Source organism: Candidatus Avelusimicrobium sp., from assembly GCF_050873505.1.
Lineage (GTDB): Bacteria > Elusimicrobiota > Elusimicrobia > Elusimicrobiales > Elusimicrobiaceae > Avelusimicrobium.
Genome location: NZ_JBNMIY010000007.1, coordinates 83,245 through 101,202, shown reverse-complemented (window position 1 = coordinate 101,202; position 17,958 = coordinate 83,245). Strand labels below are relative to the sequence as shown.

The following is a 17,958-nucleotide window of genomic DNA, read 5'->3' as shown; positions in this document are numbered from 1 at the left end:
TACCGTCTTAGGAGCAGCCAATACTTGACCTCTTTCCACTTGGTTCTTGTCAATACCGCGCAACAAAATACCTACGTTGTCGCCAGCGATACCTTCGTCCAAGAGTTTGCGGAACATTTCAATACCGGTCGCTACCGTGTTCAAAGTGTCGCGGAAACCGATGATTTCCAACGGATCACCCACGTGTACCTTACCGCGTTCAATTCTACCGGTCGCTACCGTACCGCGGCCAGTAATAGAGAATACGTCTTCCACAGCCATCAAGAACGGTTTATCCGTATCGCGTTTCGGTTCAGGAATCCAACTATCCAAAGCGTCCATCAAGCGGTGGATAGAGGGTTCACCCAATTCGCTCTGGTCGCCTTCAATGGCTTTCAAAGCGGAACCGCGCACGATCGGCGTATTATCGCGGTCAAATTCATATTTGCCCAGCAAGTCGCGGATTTCTTCTTCTACCAAATCCAACATTTCCGGGTCATCTACCAAATCTACTTTGTTCAAGAACACGACCAATTTCGGTACGTTTACCTGTTTGGCCAACAATACGTGTTCGCGGGTCTGCGGCATCGGGCCGTCAACAGCGGATACCACCAAGATAGCGCCGTCCATCTGCGCCGCACCCGTGATCATATTCTTAATATAGTCAGCGTGGCCGGGGCAGTCAATGTGAGCGTAGTGTCTCTTGTCCGTTTCGTATTCTACGTGAGATACCGCTACCGTTACGATTTTGGAAGCGTCGCGCACTACACCGCCCTTCGCAATATCGCTGTAAGCCATCGCTTTGGCTTTGCCTTCTTTGGACAATACTTTCGTAATTGCCGTCGTGAGCGTCGTCTTACCGTGGTCCACGTGTCCAATCGTACCCACGTTCACGTGCGGTTTGCTGCGGGAAAATTTTTCCTTTGCCATTGTGTTTAGTTCTCCTGTTGTTAATTTTTACTGCTTTGTTTAGTTTGTCAAAACAAGCTGGGAGTGGGAATCGAACCCACGACCTTCTCCTTACCATGGAGATGCTCTACCGACTGAGCTACCCCAGCATTACGTCCTCGCCCGAATTTGGGCGGTACTGCCAAATCTATAAGCTGGGAGTGGGAATCGAACCCACGACCTTCTCCTTACCATGGAGATGCTCTACCGACTGAGCTACCCCAGCATTTTATGCTGGCCTTTGCAGGCTTTTTATCCTTGCCAAGCGGGCGATGGGAATCGAACCCACGTATCAAGCTTGGAAGGCTAGTGTTCTACCATTGCACTACGCCCGCGCAAGGCATTACTTTATTATATCAAAAAATATACAATTACAAAAGGGTTTTAGTCAAAAACCCCGCGAAAAACGGCCCCCAATCGGGAGCCTTTGTTTTATTATACAAAAAAGAAATATATTTAGCAATAGAAAAACCCGGCCGCTCGGGCCGGGCTAAAAAACGGTGGGAGGCCTTGTCCCCTACAAGAGGCGTACCCAAAAACGGGCGATAGTGGCACTCCCATATGGCTAGTATAGCGGGGAAGCGTAAAAAATCAAGGCCCAATTTTATACTTTTTTATTTTTACTTCCTAAATTTAAAATTTTTTGCTATAATAATTAGGTCTTACCGATTTGTTACGGTGCGGTGGCCAAGTGGTAAGGCGTGAGTCTGCAAAACTCATATTCGCGGGTTCGATTCCCGCCCGCACCTTATGATTTGAACCCTGCGTTTAAAGATAACGCAGGGTTATTTTTTGCCAAAAAATAGTTTTCTTTTTTATTCTTACTTTTTTCATCGGAAAAAAGTAACAAAAAACTCGCCGCCCAACACGTTATAAAAAGCAGAGCGGAACGGATATTTTGATAACTCGCCCTACCGGGCTCAAACAAATCAAAATATTATCCTGTTCCACTCGCTTTTTATCAGCAATGTAAGGGCGGCCTAAACAGCAAAAATATCAAGGGCTTTTCACTTTCTCCACACTAAACAAATAGAACTTCTTCCAAAATGTTTGCCAAATAAAACTTCAATTTTTGGTCGTTTTTTGCGGGTCTTAGCCCGACTATAAAAGGCGTATAAGGCGGAGAAGTATTTTTACTTGTTTGAGCGTAGCGAGTTGTAAAAATACCCGCCGTTACTGCCTTTTATGGGCACTGACCCGCTGGTCTTTTTGGTTCTTTTTCTCCCACGAGAAAAAGAATAAAAAGCCCCCGCTTAGGGTTAGTAAGCGGGGGTTGGCTGTTTTCCTGTAAGGATTAATCTTCTTCCGGCACTTCGGGCAAAATTTCTGCTTTGCTCTTATCTTCCGGATAAGGAATCCCCTTAAAAGTATAGTTGAACCAATCGCCCAGTTCGTCCATTAAAATATAGGTAACCGGGGTCATCAACAGCGTAACGAGCAGCGAGAGCGCCTGCCCACCCACGATAACAATCGCCAAACTGCGGCGCTGGTCGGCGCCTTCGCCGTTGGAGAAAATCATCGGGGCCACACCCATAATCAAGGTGAGCGTCGTCATCAAGATCGGGCGCAAGCGCACGCGGTTGGCCTGCAAGATAGCGTCCGTACGGCCATAGCCGCGGGCGCGCAGTTGGTTGGTGTAATCGGTCTGCAAAATAGCGTTCTTACTGACTACGCCGATTAACATAAAGATACCCAACAAACTGTATAAGTTAAGCGACTGCCCCGTTAAGAACAGGGACAGCACCGCAAACGGCAGCGTAAGCGGCAAGGAAACAATAATCGCCACCGGGTGCGTATAACTTTCAAACTGCGCGGCCAAAATCATATATTTAAAGAAGAACGCCAAGACGAACGCTAGTAAGAACGAAGAGAACATCTTAGTCATTTCTTCGGACATACCCGTTACACCGCCCGAATATTCCGCGCCTGCGTTCAAGCGGTGGAAGATATCGTTCATAATCGCCAAGGCGGAACGCGTATCAATACCGTTCAGGTTGGCCTGCACGGTTACTTGGCGCTGGCGGTTCTGGCGGTCAATTTGGCTGGGGCCCGTGCCTTCTTCAATATAGGCAACGCTATCCAAACGCTGAATCGTATCTTTGCCATTAATTTTGCCGGGAACCATCAAAGCGGAAATGGCTTCTTTGGTGTCGCGGTATTCTTCGGCCACGCGGATACGCACGTCATACAGATCGTCGCCTTCCTTGTATTTGGTAATATCGTCTTCGCCGCCTACCATTGTGCGCAACGCGGAAGCGATGGACGAAATCTTAACGCCCAAGTTCTGCGCTTTTTCGCGGTTAATGACTACGCGGTATTCCGGCTTGGACAAGTCCAGCGAAGTATCCACGTCAATAAAGCGCGGGTCCTTGGACAACTGCTGTACCATTGCCTGGCTGTATTCGCTCAACTTATTGATATCCGGGCCGGAGATAACGAATTCCAATTCGTACGAGCCGGAGGACGGCGTTTCGCTGACTACATAAGAGTTGCTCTTCAACCCTTTGTATTTCTTCATCATTTCGCGGATAGCGTTCAAATATTCCTTGGTCGTTACGCCGCCGCGTTCTTTGCGTCCGTCCAATTCCACGCGGATATACCCCTTGTTGGAAGGGTTAGAGGACACGAAACTGCTGGAAGATACACCCGCCGCAACCAAGGTATCTTTCACGTGTGGCAAGCGGCGGATATCCTTTTCAATTTGCTTTAAGATATCCTGCGTATCGGTGTAACTGGTGCCCACCGGGGCTTCAATGCTGACCTGTACTTTACCGCTGTCGTCCGTAGGCATAAACTCGCCGCCCACGCGTGCCAACATCGGCACCAACAACACCAAGCACAAGCACGCCAAGGAAACCATAATTTTGCGGTGGTGGATAGACCAATCCAAAAGCGGGATATACCAATCCACTAATTTTTTATTTACACCGTCAACAAAGTTATCCAGTTTCGTTTTCTTTTCCTGCTTTAACATCTTGGCGCAGAGCATAGGCGTCAGCGTCAAGGCCACCACACCAGAGAGCGCGATAGCAAATACTACCGTCATACCGTAACTGCTTACCACGCGGCCTACGATGCCGTCCATATACGCAAGCGGCAAGAAGATTACCAAAATAGACAGCGTCGTCGCTACTACGGTAGAGGTGATTTCGTGCGAACCGTCCACAGCCGCCACTTTCGGGCTTTTGCCGTACTTTTCCATATGGCGGAAGATGTTTTCCAACATTACGATAGCGTCGTCAATTACGATACCTACGGCTACCAGTAAGCCCAAGAGCGTCATCGTATCAATCGTAAACCCGGCCATATTCATAAAGATGAACGAACCGATAATAGAAATCGGCATAGCCAAGAACGAAATGAACGTAGAGCGCAAAGAGCCCATAAAGAAGAACACCATAATACCGGCTAAAATACCGCCCAGAACAATGTGTTCCAACACGCTGTGTACGGAAGCGCGGATGTTGCCGGACTGGTCCATCATTAAGGAAATGGAAATATCCGCCGGGAGCGTGGGTTTAATTTTTTCCAATTTATCTTTTACACCCTGCACGACGGCCAAGGTGTTGGTGCCGGACTGCTTGGTGATTTCCAAGGTTACGGCACGGCGTTTGTTTAAGAACGTGGATTCGCGTTCGTATTCGCCGGAGTCTTCGGCATAGCCGATATCGGCAATTTTAATGGAAGCACCGTTGCGGTTGGCAATAAAAATATCGTTAAAGGACGGCACATCCGGGATACGGCCCAAAATACGCAGCGTAAATTCCTGGTGCTGCTGTTCCACGCGGCCGCCCGGGATTTCTACGTTCTGGTCGGCCAACGCGGCGGAAACGTCGCTAATAGGCAAGTTCAAAGAAAACAGTTTAAGCGGGTTTACCGTAATATGGATTTCGCGTTCGCGACCCCCTACAATGTTCACGGCACCTACGCCACGGATGTTTTCAATGTTTTCTTTTACCTTCTTTTTAGCAATTTCCGTCAGTTCTACAATGTCGCGGTCGCCGGATACAACTACGTTTAATACGGCAATGGAGTCCATATCCAACTTTTGCACCACGGGGGCTTCGGTTCCGTCCGGAAGGTCGTTTTTAATGAGTTCCACTTTATCGCGCACTTCCTGGGCGGCCACGTCGCCGTCTTTATCCATTAAGAACTTAATGCTTACCAAAGAGGCGCCTTCCATACTCTGGGATTTGATTTCATCAATCCCTTCCACCTGGTTGACGGATTCTTCAATAATCTTGGTAACGGAAGTTTCAATTTCTTCCGGGCTGGCACCGGCCAAGGTGGTCTGCACCAGCACATACGGTACGTCCACGTTCGGGAACATACCTACGCCCATACTGGAATAGGACATTAACCCGATGACCACAATAGCCAAGCACATCATAATAGTGGCTACTGGGCGGCGGATGAAGACGGCGGTAAAACCGCCTTTCTTCATTTTCTCCTTTTCCAGCGTTTTGGACGCTTGTAAATTGTCGTTGTTTTCAGCCATACTTAATTATTTTTCCAATTCAATTTTGCTGCCGTCTTTCAACCCATAGGTAAACGTAAGCACCTGTTCACCCACGGAAAGGCCTTCGCTCACTTCCAAGTGGTTGCTATTGATAAAGCCCGTCTTTACGTTTCTGCGTACGGCGGTTTTGCCGTCAGCGGACGGAACAAACACGTACGTTTCGTTCGTTTCTTCGTCCGTGTAAACGCTCTGTTTGGAAACAGAAACGGCGTTCGCTTTTTCGGACAACGTAATATCCACTTTGGCAAACATACCCGATTTCAACAAGCCTTTGGTGTTATCGGCGTAAAATTCCACGGCTACCGCGCGGCTGGTGGAATCCACCACCGGGCTGATAATCGTCAGTTTGGCTTCAAATTCTTTGCCAGGCAACGCATCCACGCGCAAGGTGGCGGGTTGGCCTTTGTAAATTTCGCCAATGTAGCGTTCCGGGATATCCACCGCTACGCGCACTTTTTCCTGGTTTACCACCAAGGCAATCGGCGTAGAAACCGTTACGTTGGCACCCGGGTCCAAATACACGCGGCCGACTACACCCGTAATGGTGGACGGCACAACCACCGGCTCATACACGGCGCCGACTTCGTCGCGCTCAATTAAAGAAACCGTCTGGTTCTTTTTGACCGAGTCGCCTTCGCGCAAAACGTTTTTAAGCAATTTGCCGTTCACACGCGGGAAGAGCGTTGCTTCTTCCAACGCCTTGATACTGCCGGACATTAACAGTTCGTGTTTCAAGGTGCGTTTTTGCACGGTTTCTTGTTTCACCAAGAAAACATCCTTAGCCACACCGTCTAACGGGCCGGACGTTTTGGGTTTAAAAATGACCACCAAGGCCAAAATAAAAGCCAGGGCCACTACCCCCCATATAATTCTTCTTTTAGTTCTTCTTTTCATACAAATTTACCTCTACACCTACGGCGAATTTCAAATCGGAAAGGGCAATCGCCCCGTCATACACGGCCTGCACATATTGCAAGTCGGAATCGTTCACGTTGGAAATAGCGTCATTTACTTCCAACTGGCTCGTAAGACCCGCGCGGTAACGCTTCATTTGCGAGTTCAAGTTTTCCCGAGCCTGTTCCACTACGCCTTTGGTGGCCTCAATGCGGGAGCGGGCTTCTTCCAAATTCAGCCACGCTTCTTTTACTTGGATGCGTACATTTTTCATTTTGTTTTGGTACGCCGCCACCGCCTGTTCGTAGGCAAGTTCCTTTTGTGCCACTTGCGAGGATACTTTAAACCCCTCAAACAGCGGAATACTCAGCGTTACGCCAGCGGAACTCGTCCAATAATAGTCTTTTTTGTGCTGAGGAAAACCGTTTTCGGTTACACCGTTATAGGTATAGTTGCCGTTTAACGCAAGCACCGGCATATGGCCCGCACGCGCAATTTTAATGTTGTAATGCGCCGCGTCCACAGCCAATTTGGAGAGTTTTAATTCCGGGCGCTTTTCCATCGCCAAGTTATATAACTCATCCAAGGACGGCGTTTGAGGCAACTCTAAATCCTTTTGCGTCCAGGTTAAATAAATGCGGTCTTCCGGGTCGCGGTTTAGAATTTGGCGCAAATACAGGTTGCCCAGTTCAAAGTTCTTTTTGGCCTGCAAGACCGTAGGTTCAATGTTTTCCACCTTTACCTTTTGGGTCAGCACGTCCAAACTGCTGGCAAGGCCCTGTTTGTATTTGGCTTGGGCTTCGTCCAGGTGCTGTTTGGCAATATCCAAATATTCCTCTTGCACGCGGATTAAAGCGGCGGCATAAATAATGTCGTAGCAAAAGCCCACAACCTGCTTGGTAACGGTATCTTGCACGTGGCGCAAGTTAAAAAGCCCTTGTTCCGCGCCTACTTTGGCCAAATTGACCGAGTTGCGGATTTGCCCACCCGACCACAGCACATAAGAGGCGTTTAAGCCGGCTTGGTAAGTATTATTCTGGCCGATTTCAATGCTTTGGTCGCCCATAATAATCTTGCCCTTTTTAAGCGCACGGCTATACGAACCGTCCAAAGACAAAGAAGGATAGTAACTAGAACGCGACTGCGAGAGTTGCTCTTCGTAGATTTCCTTCGTCTTTTGCGCATCAATGATTTGGTAACTGTCCGAGAGCGCCATCCGAATCGCGTCGGAAATGGTGATTTTCTCCCCCCCTACCTCTTCACGTTCGGCAAACAAACTGTTTGCCGCTTTGCCCGGAGCAGCCCCCAGGCACGCAGGCGCATATGCTGCCATAAGCGCGAGTATTACCCATTTTTTCATATGTTTTATTTTGTTTCCTTATAGTATGCTTGAATACCAAGTAAAATGATTTTTACCAACCGTTCTATGGTGTCTTTATTAAAAGCACCCCCGCGGTAGGCAGCAGGATTGATATGCTGCGTTAAATACGCGCTAAACATAATCTCCGCCGAAATGCCCGACACCAAGCGGACAATATCCGCCACACTGCCAGCCGGGAGTTTGCCCTTTTGCTCTTCCCGCGTTAAGGTTTCAGCCAATATATCCTGCACGCAAGGCTTTTCCTTAGGCGGGAGTTGTTCGGAATCCACATCCAAGGTATAAGAAATCATCTGCAAGACAAACTTGGAGTGAATCGGGTCCTTGGCAAAAAAATCCAAGTGGGATTTTAACCCTTCGTTTAATATTTCCGCCGGGCCGCTGGCGTGCTCGGACACACGGTCCAACAGTTTGCTGAACAGTTGCTCGTGGTCCTCTATAATGCTGAGGCACAAATCTTCTTTATTTTTAAAGTAATAATAAAGCACAGGCTTGGTTACGTTTACCTTTTCGGCAATTTCGCGCATAGACACTTTGTCTAAACCCTTTTCCGCCATTAGGTGGAACGCCGCCTGTTTAATGGCCGCACGCATACGGTTTTCCCGTTCGGATTTATCTGTTTTTTCGGTTTCTTGTTTTTTCATATGCTTAAAATAATTTTACTTACCGGTCGGTAATATTTTACCAAATATTGCTAATCCCTGTACATATGCAAACACAGGCAAGGCCTAAAATATTTCATATAAAATAACAATGCCCCGGCAAAAACCGGGGAGGACGCAACAAATATCCTTTTTAAAACAGCAGGGCAACGCCCCACACAAAAAACACGCCGAGCAAAACCACCGCCACCAACGCGGGGACAAAGCCGAACAGCCAAGCCGTCAACGCTTGGGCCGCGCTGACTCCGCACAGGCGCATTAATGAGCGCGTTAAATAGCCCAGTTGAAGCCCCAATACCAAAAGCAGGGCAAACGGCGCGAGCAAGCCCAGCCCGGCGCCGGGCCAAGCGGCGGAAATCAGGGCAAAAGCCACGAGTAAGCCTTTAATAAATCCGGCAGAACCAACCAGCACAAACAACTCGGCAGGAGAGGATTTGATATGTTTAAAATCCAAAAATAACCCGCACAGGGACGCAATAAAATAACCCGCTGTCAGTTCGGCAATAAACACCACAAATAATTTTAACAGCAAGGCCACCGGGCTAATGCCGTCGCCAATGTTAAAGAACAACACCCAACCTAACGTGGCCGCAAAATAACCCATACACGCGCGGGAAAGAGAGCGCTCCGCAGCCAGTTGCGTAATCGCGCCGGAGGGGTCGTCCATATACTTAAAATACGATTTAAGTAAATTCATATTAGTTCACCCACAAATAGGATACGCTCGGTGTCGCCAGCGTTTGCAACTGTTTGGCAAGTGTTTGGTTTTCCATAGACGAACCGAACGAGAAAATCAGTTCCCGCAATCCATCCGGGCGGGAAGCAATCACCTTAGGGTCTTTTATCCCGGCCAGTTCGCCCGCCAACAAACGGGCCTCTTCCTCGCCGCCCAATTTATCCACAAAGCCCAATTTATACGCACGCTGGCCTGTAAATACGCGCCCGTCGGTATATTCGGCCAAATCTTCGGGTTTTACATTGGGCCGTCCTGCTTTTACGGCCGCAAAAAACTGCGTATAAGTATCGTTTACCATATCCTGCAAAATGGCTTTTTCGGCATCACTCATCGGGCGGAAAGCGGACCCCATATCCTTATATTTACCGGAAGTAATCGGGGTAACTTTTACGCCGATTTTATCAAACAAACCTTCTACATTGCTCGTTTGCATAATCACTCCCACCGAACCGGTAATCGTGCCGGGCTCCGCCACGATTTTATCCGCCGCCATAGCAATATAAAAGCCGCCGCTTGCCGCCACATCCCGGAACAAGGCTACAACTTTCTTTTTCTCTTTGGCTTTTAAAATTTCGCTGTAAATATTTTGAACGGAAGCCACCGTTCCGCCGGGAGAATTGATATCCAGCACAATGGCTTGGACGTTTTCATCGCGCCCCGCTTCGCGGATTTTTTTAGCGATAGACGATGCCCCTGACGGACGGGAAAACGCAGAGGAATTATTATCCTGCGCAATCACACCGCGGACCTTAATCCAGGCAATTCCCTTTTCCCCTTTGGACCGTACAAATGCCGCCGCCAGTTTGGAAGTGTTATCCTCCTTCTCGGCCGTTTTGGCAGGAGCACATTTAGCCACAGGCCTAACCGTTAAATACACCCCGCATACCGCAGAAACGGCAAAAACGGCCAGCAACAGCGCGGCCCAAATGCCGTGTACGGCGTGTTTGTCTGCGGGCTTTTTTTCGTTAGGGTCTTGCGGGAGCGGAAACTCCGTGAAGGCCGTTTTTTCGTTTTCTAACAACTTCTTTTCCCACTCTTCTTTGGGAAGGCTGATATCCGTATTGGTTTGGTTTGTTTTATCGTTTTCTGGCATAAAATATCCTTTCATTAAAATTGTTACTTAATTATACAAATTAAATTGCTAAAATATGGGCAGTTCTTCTTGCGCGCAAAACATATTCAGGAGGAGTTATGTTTACCGGAGTTTACACCGCACTTGCCACCCCTTTTACGAAGCAGGGCCAAGTGGATTATCCCGTTTTAGAGCGTTTAATTCAGGCGCAACTGGCCGCCCGGATAGAAGGCTTTGTATTGTTAGGCACTACCGCCGAAGCCGCTACTTTGTCAGCCGAGGAAAAGACCGAAATCTTACGTTTTTGCACCCCTCGCATAAAAGGCCGCGCCAAAATAATTATCGGCACAGGCACGAACGATACCATTTCTACTTTACAAAACACCCGTGCCGCACTTGCGTTTGACCCGGACGGGGTTTTAATCGTTACGCCGTATTACAATAAACCCAATCCAAACGGGCTGGTTGCCCATTATAAACAAGCGGCGGCTTTGGGAGTGCCGGTTATTTTATACCATATTCCCGGAAGAACAGGTTTAAAACTTTCTGCCGAAACATTGGACAGATTACTAAATGAAGTGCCGCAAATTGCAGGGGTAAAAGAATCCGACTATGATATGGCACACGTTACCGATACCGCCGTAAAATATAGCAGCAAGTTAAGTTATCTGTGTGGAAACGACGATTTATTCCCGCAGTATTTGGCCCTTAACGCCGCGGGCATTATCAGCGCGGCGGCCAATGTGTTTGCGCCCGCCTTTGTACAAATTTACAAACGCTTCCAAGCGGGCCAGTCCAAGGAAGCCTTTGCCCTGTTTGCGCAACTGTACCCGCTTATCAAGGCCTGCTATTTGGAAACGAACCCCACCTGCGTAAAGTATATGCTTTCCAAAATCGGGTTCGGTACGGAAGCGGTACGCTTGCCGCTGGGGGAAATTTCCGCCGAAAACAAGCAAAAAATAGACCGTTTGTTGCAAGCGGCTGACAAAAATTTATTTATTAAATAAGGATTTTTATGAAAACCGTTGGAATCATCGGCATTAACGGGATGGTAGGGCAGAAGATGCTCGCCGAACTCAAAAAGATTAAAACACCCTTTGCACTTAAAACCTTTGGGCGCACGGACGAAATCACGCCCCTGGACATTGCTATTTTGTGTACGGATAACCCGGTTAGCAAAGAACTGGCCCCCAAAATTAAGGACCGCGTAAAATATACGGTGGATATGTCGTCCGAGTTCCGTATGACGCCGGGCGTGCCGCTTGTCATCCCGGAAATTAACCCGCAGGACATTACGGCAAACACCCGCTTAATCGCAAGCCCCAACTGCACGACTACCGGGCTTGTGATGAGTTTGGCCCCGCTTAAACCGTTTTATCAGTTTGAAGAAGTCTTTTTTTGCTCCTATCAGGCCATTAGCGGCGGGGGCAAAAAACTGTTGGACGATTTCCACACCCCGGGCTCGTATTATGCCAACAACTGCGTGCCGCTTATCGGCTCCGTGCAACCCAACGGGCACACGTCCGAGGAATTAAAGGGCTTGTACGAAGCGCGTAAGATTTTGGGCTTACCCACTTTAAAGGTGTATTGCCACACGGTGCGCGTGTCCGTAGAGAACTCCCACTCGCTGGGTGTTACCGTCAAGGCCAAGGAACCCTTTGACCTCGCCCAAGTAAAAAAATGGTGGAACGCATTTCCCAATTTAGCATATAGCGAAAGCGTTATTACGCCCAAGGAAGCCAGCGGCCAGGAAACCACCTACATTTGCCGCTTGCGCCAAGATGTAGAGGAGCTCAACGTAATCCACTATTTTATAACCTTTGATAATTTATTAAAGGGGGCCGCGATGAACGGCCGCCAAATTACAGAACTATTATTGGAGCGTTTTGTATGAAGAAAGTTTTATTAAACGGAGCGGAAGGCAAAATGGGCAAGGCCATTGCCCGCCTGATTGAAGCCAACCCCCAATGGGGGCTAACCGTAGCCATAAAACGCGAAAGCGGGCAAAAGGTCCTCGGCGATTTTGACATCGTAATAGACTTTTCCACCCCGCAAGGCGCGCAGGAAGCCTTTACGATTGCGCACAAGCACCGCCGCCCCTTTTTAACGGGTACAACCAACTTGCCGGAAACCTTTTTGTTCCAAATGCAGGCAGAGGAAAAAATACCCGTTTTTTACGCGCCAAACGTCAGTTTAAGCGTGTATTTCTTTACGGAACTGGTGCGGATGGCAGGCAAGATGTTCCCGCAATATGCGGCCGCCTTGCACGAAATACACCATATCCACAAAAAGGATGCCCCCAGCGGCACCGCAAAAACCTTGGCCGATACGATTGGCCTGCCCTACTCCGCCGTTACTTACGAACGGATTGGCGAAACGGTTGGCACGCACACGGCTAAGTTTGTTTCCCCTTTTGATGAAATTACGCTCACGCACACGGCCAAAAACCGGGACTTGTTCGCCGCGTCTGCTATACAGGTTGCCCTGTGGCTGATGAAGCGCGAGAGCGGATTTTACACAATGTCGGACTATGCAAAATTTAAATTGAAGGAAAAACGCAAATGAAAATTCACTTCGTAGGTATTGGCGGCGTAGGGATGAGCGCTTTGGCGCAACTGCACGCAATGGGTAAGGACCAGGTAACCGGGTCCGACCGTTTAATCAGCAAAGGTTATACCGATATGGCCCTGTGGGGATATCTTAAAAAGTTGGGCATCCAACTCTTCCCGCAGGACGGCAGCGGCATTGACCACAAAACCGACTTGGTTATTTTATCTTCGGCTATTGAGGATTCCAACCCCGAACTTATCAAGGCCAAGGCCTTGGGCATCCCCACAATGCACCGCTCGGAACTGCTGGCCAAGCACGTGGCCGAACACCGCACGATTGCCGTCTCCGGCACCAGCGGCAAAAGCACCACTACCGCTATGGTCTATGATATTTTGGCCTTTGCGGGGTTAAGCCCGTCCGTCATCACGGGGGCGTCTATTTTGTCCTTGCAAAAGGAACAGGGCGTCTTCGGCAACGTCTATAAAGGCGAGAGCGATATTTTGATTATTGAGGCCGACGAAAGCGACGGTTCTATTGTTAAATACCACCCCCACTTGGGCCTGTGCCTCAATTTGCAAAAGGACCACAAGGAAATCAACATTTTACAGGGGTATTTTAAAGAGTTTATCTCCCACTGCAAAACCGCCATTATTAACGCCGAGGAAGAAAACCTGCGCGTGCTGGCCCCGCAAGCCAAGACCTTCGGGCTTTCTATGGGCGATGTGCACCCGAGTGAAATTAAGGTGGACGGCTTCGGCTCCGACTTTACAATTCAAGGGCAGCCCTTCCGCCTGCATATCCCGGGCCTGCACAACGTGTGCAACGCCACCGCCGCCGTGGCCGCGGCCCTGCAAATGGGCGTAGATTTGGAAACCTGCGCCAAGGCGTTAAACAAATTCGCCGGGATTGCCCGCCGCTTTGCAAGCGTGGGCAGTTACAACAAAATTGAAGTAGTGGACGATTTCGCCCACAACCCGCACAAACTGGCCGCCACCATTGAAGCGGCGCACCTGCGCGGCAAGCGCGTATTGGCCTTTTACCAGCCCCACGCCTTTACCTCTATCAAAATGCTGGCGGCGGACTTTGTGGATAGTTTCGCCAAGCACATCGGCCCCAACGACCACCTGTGGCTGACCGAGGTATATTATCCGGGCGGAACGGTGCCGCAGGGCGTTTCCTGCCGGACGATTTTTGAGGGCTTAAAGGCGCGCGGCACTAACGTAAGTTACGACGACTGCCGCGAACGCATTTTGCAGGAAATGGCAGGCGCGGCCCAACCGGGCGATATTTTGCTGGTGTTAGGCGCGCGCGACCCCACCCTGACGGACTTTGCCCGCAAGTTGTTGGCCTCTTTAAAGGAGCGTCAGCCCGCGGCCCCGTGCAAGTCCTGTATGTTGGGCAACTGCTGTATGGCCTACACCAAATAACCTTGCCGTAATATAAGAACCGCCCCGAAGTAGAAATGCTCCGGGGCGGTTTTTTATCTAAACAAATCTAATTTAATTAAAGCGGTTCATCGCTTTTTCTATACCGTCTTTAAAAAATATTTCCAGCGCATCCACCGCGTGGTTTAACGCTTCTTCCAATAAAGGCGCATCCGCCTTGGGAAAATTAGACAGCACAAAATTGGCCAAATCAAATTTTTCGGGCTTTGGCCCAATGCCCACGCGCAGACGGGCAATCTCCTGCGTGCCCAACTGCTCAATCACGCTCTTCATACCCTTCTGTCCGCCCGCAGAGCCGTTTTTGCGGATACGCAATTTGCCCACATTGAGCGACACATCGTCAAAGCAGACCAGGCAATTTTGCGGCGGAATTTTGTAGAACCGGGCCAGGCTGGATACAGCCCGACCCGATTCGTTCATATAAGTGGATGGTTTGAGGAGAAAGACCTCGCACCCGGCCACGGAGACCTTGGCATACACTCCCAGATTCTGCCAGGCTTTCCACTCGGCGCCCCATTGGCGTGCGGCGTGGTCCAACACCATAAATCCGGCGTTGTGCCGCGTATGCTCGTATTGGGTTCCAGGGTTGCCCAGCCCGGCCAGGAGGTATTGCATAGGTTATTTCTTCGCAGCGTCCTTGGCGGGGGCGGCGGCAGCGTTCTTGGTGAGGTTGCCTTCTTCGTCCTTTTTGCCCTTGGTAGAAGAACTTTCCGGCTGTGCAGCAGCGGCATCGGCCGCCACAGGAGCAGGGGCTTCTTCTTCTTTCGGAATCATCAAGTGCACGACCGGGGCTTCCGGATCGGTCAACAGTTCAACGCCTTCCGGCAATTTTACTTCGCCCGCAACAATACCCTTGTTGATGGTCATAGGCGTAATATCAAGCACGATTTCGTGCGGGATAGCGCTTACCAAGGCGCGGACTTCAATTTCGCGCATAATGTGTTCAATGATAGCGCCATAGTTGGCCACATCGGCGGGCGTACCTTCCAGTTTGAGCGGAACGATAACGTCCATTTTGTCCTTCATACTAACGCGCTGAAAATCGGCGTGAATCGGGTTGTCGGTTACGGCGTGGTATTGGATTTCTTTTACCAAGGCGAGTTCATTGTCTTTGCCCAAGGCGATTTCTACCAGCGTGTTTTTACCGGCTTTTACGATTTTATCCAAATCTTTTACGGTTACGGTTACGCTAACAGGTTCTTTATGACCGCCGTAGATTACGGCCGGTACTTTCTTTTCGGCTCTGATTTTAGAAAGAGCCCCTTTGACGCCGATACCTTCGCGGGATTCGGCAGCAATATTTACTTTTTCCATTTGTTTCCTCCAAAGTATTTACAAAATTTAGTTAAACATATCGCTGATAGAGCGGCCATCGTGGTTGCGTTTAATGGCGTCCGCCAGCAAGTACGAAACGGACAATACGTCCACTTTCGGGCCCAGGTCGCGGATAGGCAACGAATCGGAAATGATTAACTTTTTAATGTCGGACTTGTTAATCTTTTCCATAGCGTTGCGGGAGAGCAACCCGTGCGTGCAGACGGCGTAAATTTCACGCGCGCCGCGTTCTTTGATTTTTTGGGCTACGGTGGTCAGCGTGCCGGCCGTATCCACGATATCGTCAAAAATAATCGCCACTTTGTCCTTTACGTCGCCGATGACGTTATACACCACGGCTTCGTTCGGTTTCGGGCGGCGTTTATCAATAATTACCAACCCCGCGTCCATACGGGCCGCAAACTTGCGGGCGCGTTCCACGCCGCCCACATCGGGGGAGATAACCACGATATCTTTTTTATCAAAATCTTTAAAATAGTCCAAAAATACTTTGCGGGCGCGCAGGTGGTCCACCGGGATATCAAAGAACCCCTGAATTTGGCCTGCGTGCAAATCCACCGTCATAATGCGGTCCGCCCCGGCCTTGGTAATTAAATTGGAAGCCAGTTTGGCCGTAATCGGCACGCGCGGCGAAGCCTTGCGGTCCGCGCGGGCATAACCGAAGTACGGGATTACCGCGGTAATTTTCCCCGCGCTGGCGCGCTTGAACGCGTCAATCATAATGAGGAGTTCCATCAAGTTTTCGTTGACGGGCGGGCAGGTGGGCTGAATAATATAGCAGTCGTGCGCGCGCACGCTTTCCAAAATCTGCACGTCAATTTCGCCGTCGGCGAAACGTTCCACGCGCAACTTTCCCATCTCCATATTCAGGTGATTGCAAATCTTTTGGGCTAGGGCAATGTTGGAATTGCCGGAGAAGATTCTCAAATCGCCGTTTACGCTTTTAGTCATTTTTTTTGATACCTTTGTTTTCTAGAACAACCTGGCGCGAGCGGGCAATAGCCAAGGATTCCGCCGGAACCTCTTTGGTTATGGTTGAACCCGCGCCGATTTTTGTATATTCGTGCACCGTTACCGGCGCCACAAAATTCACGTTGGAGCCCACAAAAGCGTGGTCCCCGATGACGGTTTGATGTTTATTTTTACCGTCGTAATTGCAGGTAATGGTTCCCGCACCAATGTTCACACCCGCGCCCATTTGGGTATCGCCGATGTAACTTAAATGGTTGACCTTGGAACCTTCCCCAATAACAGATTTTTTAATTTCCGAAAAATTGCCAACCTTTGCGCCCTTCTTTAAAACAGATTTCGGGCGCAAGTGGGCATACGGCCCCAACTGGCAGTCTTCGGCCACTTCGGACTCTTCAATATACGTTCCCATTTTCAGGGTTACGTTGTCGCCGATAATGGAATCTTTAATATAAACGTTGCCCTCAATCGTGCAGTTTTTGCCGATAACCGTTTTGCCGCAAATATAGCAGCCGGGGCAAATAAACGTATCCACGCCGATTTTTACGCCCGGGTCAATAAATACCTCGTGCGGGCGGACCAGCGTTACGCCTTCGTCCATTAACTCTTGGGCGACGCGGTCGCGCATAATCTGCTCGGCTTCGGCCAGTTGCGCCTTGCTGTTTACGCCAAGCGCTTCGCGGTAATCCGTCCCGGCAAAGACCAAGACGGGCTTTTGCATCGCTTTAATCAAGGCCAGGGTGTCGGTTAAATAGTATTCCTGCTTCGGCCCTTGGGGCGTTAATTGGATAAGCGCGGCTTGCAGGGCCTTGGAATTAAAAACATACATACCGCTGTTAATTTCGGTAATCTTTTTGGTGTCTTCGTCCGCGTCGGCTTCCTCTACGATTTTTTCAAAGGAGGCATCCTCCGCGCGGATAATGCGCCCGTACCCCGTGGGGTTCGGCACATTTACGCCCAAAACCAAGGCCCCCATTTCGCCGCCTTCAAATACATCGGCCATATGGGCAAGCGTTTTGGCTTTTAAGAGCGGCGTATCGCCGTTTAACACCATTACGGTTTCAAATTTTTGCAAGAGAGGTACGGCGGCTTTTACAGCGGAAGCGGAGCCGGATAAATCCGTTTGCGGGATAAACACCACCGGGGCGGTAATGCCCCACGCGGTAAGCCCGGCCTTAACGGCGGCAACCACTTCATCGGCCCCGTGGCCGACCACAATACCAATAGCGGCGGGACCCAATTCCTGGGCCGCCTTTAAAATATGTGCAAGTATCGGGATTCCGCAAACCAAGTGAAGCGGTTTGGGAAGAGGAGATTTCATCCGGGTGCCCTTTCCGGCCGCCAAGATGAGTACACACAGATTTTTTTTGGCTACCATTTTGTTTAACTCTTGCCTAAAAAGAATCTAACTTGTTTAAAAACAAATTATATATATATTATATCAAAATCCAGCCACCAGTCCAAGCGCGGT

The 17,958-nt window shown here is 49.6% G+C and carries 15 protein-coding genes and 4 tRNA genes; 5 read left to right on the top strand and 14 right to left on the bottom strand.

Going from position 1 to position 17,958, the window contains the following annotated elements; genetic code table 11:
• The 4 genes from ACR0QV_RS05605 to ACR0QV_RS05590 form a co-directional block, all read right to left on the bottom strand.
• The coding region (locus ACR0QV_RS05605; protein ID WP_432635275.1) for an elongation factor Tu at positions 1–909 on the bottom strand (909 nt) is incomplete at its 3' end.
• A 55-nt stretch (positions 910–964) separates the two neighbouring features.
• A tRNA-Thr gene (locus tag ACR0QV_RS05600) sits at positions 965–1,037 on the bottom strand.
• 43 nt (positions 1,038–1,080) lie between these two features.
• A tRNA-Thr gene (locus ACR0QV_RS05595) sits at positions 1,081–1,153 on the bottom strand.
• Between the two features lie 38 nt (positions 1,154–1,191).
• Positions 1,192–1,262, bottom strand: a tRNA-Gly gene (locus tag ACR0QV_RS05590).
• A gap of 342 nt (positions 1,263–1,604) precedes the next feature.
• On the opposite strand from ACR0QV_RS05590, the gene ACR0QV_RS05585 reads away from it, so the two are divergent.
• Positions 1,605–1,676: transfer RNA gene (locus ACR0QV_RS05585), tRNA-Cys, on the top strand.
• Positions 1,677–2,221: 545 nt separating this feature from the next.
• Here ACR0QV_RS05585 and ACR0QV_RS05580 read toward each other — a convergent pair.
• From ACR0QV_RS05580 to sppA, 6 genes are all read right to left on the bottom strand, one after another.
• Complete coding sequence (locus ACR0QV_RS05580) at positions 2,222–5,425, bottom strand: efflux RND transporter permease subunit (RefSeq protein WP_432635273.1); 3,204 nt, start codon at positions 5,423–5,425, stop codon at positions 2,222–2,224.
• Between the two features lie 6 nt (positions 5,426–5,431).
• Positions 5,432–6,340, bottom strand: coding sequence for an efflux RND transporter periplasmic adaptor subunit (locus ACR0QV_RS05575; protein ID WP_428053278.1), 909 nt, complete (start codon positions 6,338–6,340; stop codon positions 5,432–5,434).
• Positions 6,324–7,700 (bottom strand): TolC family protein, encoded by a 1,377-nt coding sequence (locus ACR0QV_RS05570; protein ID WP_432635271.1) that lies wholly within the window; start codon positions 7,698–7,700, stop codon positions 6,324–6,326. Before ACR0QV_RS05570 ends, ACR0QV_RS05575 begins: the two co-directional genes overlap by 17 nt.
• A gap of 5 nt (positions 7,701–7,705) precedes the next feature.
• The gene (locus tag ACR0QV_RS05565) at positions 7,706–8,362 is read right to left on the bottom strand and encodes a TetR/AcrR family transcriptional regulator (RefSeq protein ID WP_432635269.1); all 657 of its coding nucleotides are present in this window, start codon (positions 8,360–8,362) and stop codon (positions 7,706–7,708) included.
• A gap of 151 nt (positions 8,363–8,513) precedes the next feature.
• Entirely contained in the window at positions 8,514–9,077 is a 564-nt protein-coding gene (locus ACR0QV_RS05560; RefSeq protein ID WP_432635267.1) for a hypothetical protein, read from the bottom strand.
• A gap of 1 nt (position 9,078) precedes the next feature.
• On the bottom strand, positions 9,079–10,209 hold the full coding sequence (gene sppA, locus ACR0QV_RS05555; protein WP_432635265.1) for a signal peptide peptidase SppA: 1,131 nt from the start codon (positions 10,207–10,209) through the stop codon (positions 9,079–9,081).
• A gap of 98 nt (positions 10,210–10,307) precedes the next feature.
• On the opposite strand from sppA, the gene dapA reads away from it, so the two are divergent.
• From dapA to ACR0QV_RS05535, 4 genes are read left to right on the top strand one after another with little or no spacing between them, the layout of a single operon-like run.
• A complete protein-coding gene (gene dapA, locus ACR0QV_RS05550; protein ID WP_432635263.1) occupies positions 10,308–11,195 on the top strand; it encodes a 4-hydroxy-tetrahydrodipicolinate synthase in 888 nt (295 codons plus the stop codon).
• A gap of 8 nt (positions 11,196–11,203) precedes the next feature.
• Positions 11,204–12,082 carry an aspartate-semialdehyde dehydrogenase gene (locus ACR0QV_RS05545; protein WP_432635261.1) on the top strand — a complete coding sequence of 293 codons (879 nt, stop codon included), beginning with the start codon at positions 11,204–11,206 and terminating at the stop codon, positions 12,080–12,082.
• Complete coding sequence (locus ACR0QV_RS05540; protein ID WP_432635259.1) at positions 12,079–12,753, top strand: 4-hydroxy-tetrahydrodipicolinate reductase; 675 nt, start codon at positions 12,079–12,081, stop codon at positions 12,751–12,753. The genes ACR0QV_RS05545 and ACR0QV_RS05540 overlap by 4 nt, the downstream gene beginning before the upstream one ends.
• Entirely contained in the window at positions 12,750–14,165 is a 1,416-nt protein-coding gene (locus tag ACR0QV_RS05535) for a UDP-N-acetylmuramate--L-alanine ligase (protein ID WP_432635257.1), read from the top strand. Before ACR0QV_RS05540 ends, ACR0QV_RS05535 begins: the two co-directional genes overlap by 4 nt.
• 72 nt (positions 14,166–14,237) lie before the next feature.
• Here ACR0QV_RS05535 and pth read toward each other — a convergent pair whose 3' ends face one another.
• Genes pth through glmU form a run of 4 tightly spaced genes read right to left on the bottom strand, consistent with a single transcriptional unit; the run spans position 14,238 to position 17,865 of the window.
• Positions 14,238–14,798: an aminoacyl-tRNA hydrolase gene (pth, locus tag ACR0QV_RS05530; protein ID WP_432635255.1), complete on the bottom strand. Its 561-nt coding sequence runs from the start codon at positions 14,796–14,798 to the stop codon at positions 14,238–14,240.
• A 3-nt stretch (positions 14,799–14,801) separates the two neighbouring features.
• A complete protein-coding gene (locus tag ACR0QV_RS05525) occupies positions 14,802–15,497 on the bottom strand; it encodes a 50S ribosomal protein L25 (protein ID WP_432635253.1) in 696 nt (231 codons plus the stop codon).
• Positions 15,498–15,524: 27 nt separating this feature from the next.
• On the bottom strand, positions 15,525–16,469 hold the full coding sequence (locus ACR0QV_RS05520) for a ribose-phosphate diphosphokinase (RefSeq protein WP_428053267.1): 945 nt from the start codon (positions 16,467–16,469) through the stop codon (positions 15,525–15,527).
• On the bottom strand, positions 16,462–17,865 hold the full coding sequence (gene glmU, locus ACR0QV_RS05515; protein WP_432635251.1) for a bifunctional UDP-N-acetylglucosamine diphosphorylase/glucosamine-1-phosphate N-acetyltransferase GlmU: 1,404 nt from the start codon (positions 17,863–17,865) through the stop codon (positions 16,462–16,464). The genes ACR0QV_RS05520 and glmU overlap by 8 nt, the downstream gene beginning before the upstream one ends.
• Positions 17,866–17,958: the final 93 nt, after the last annotated feature.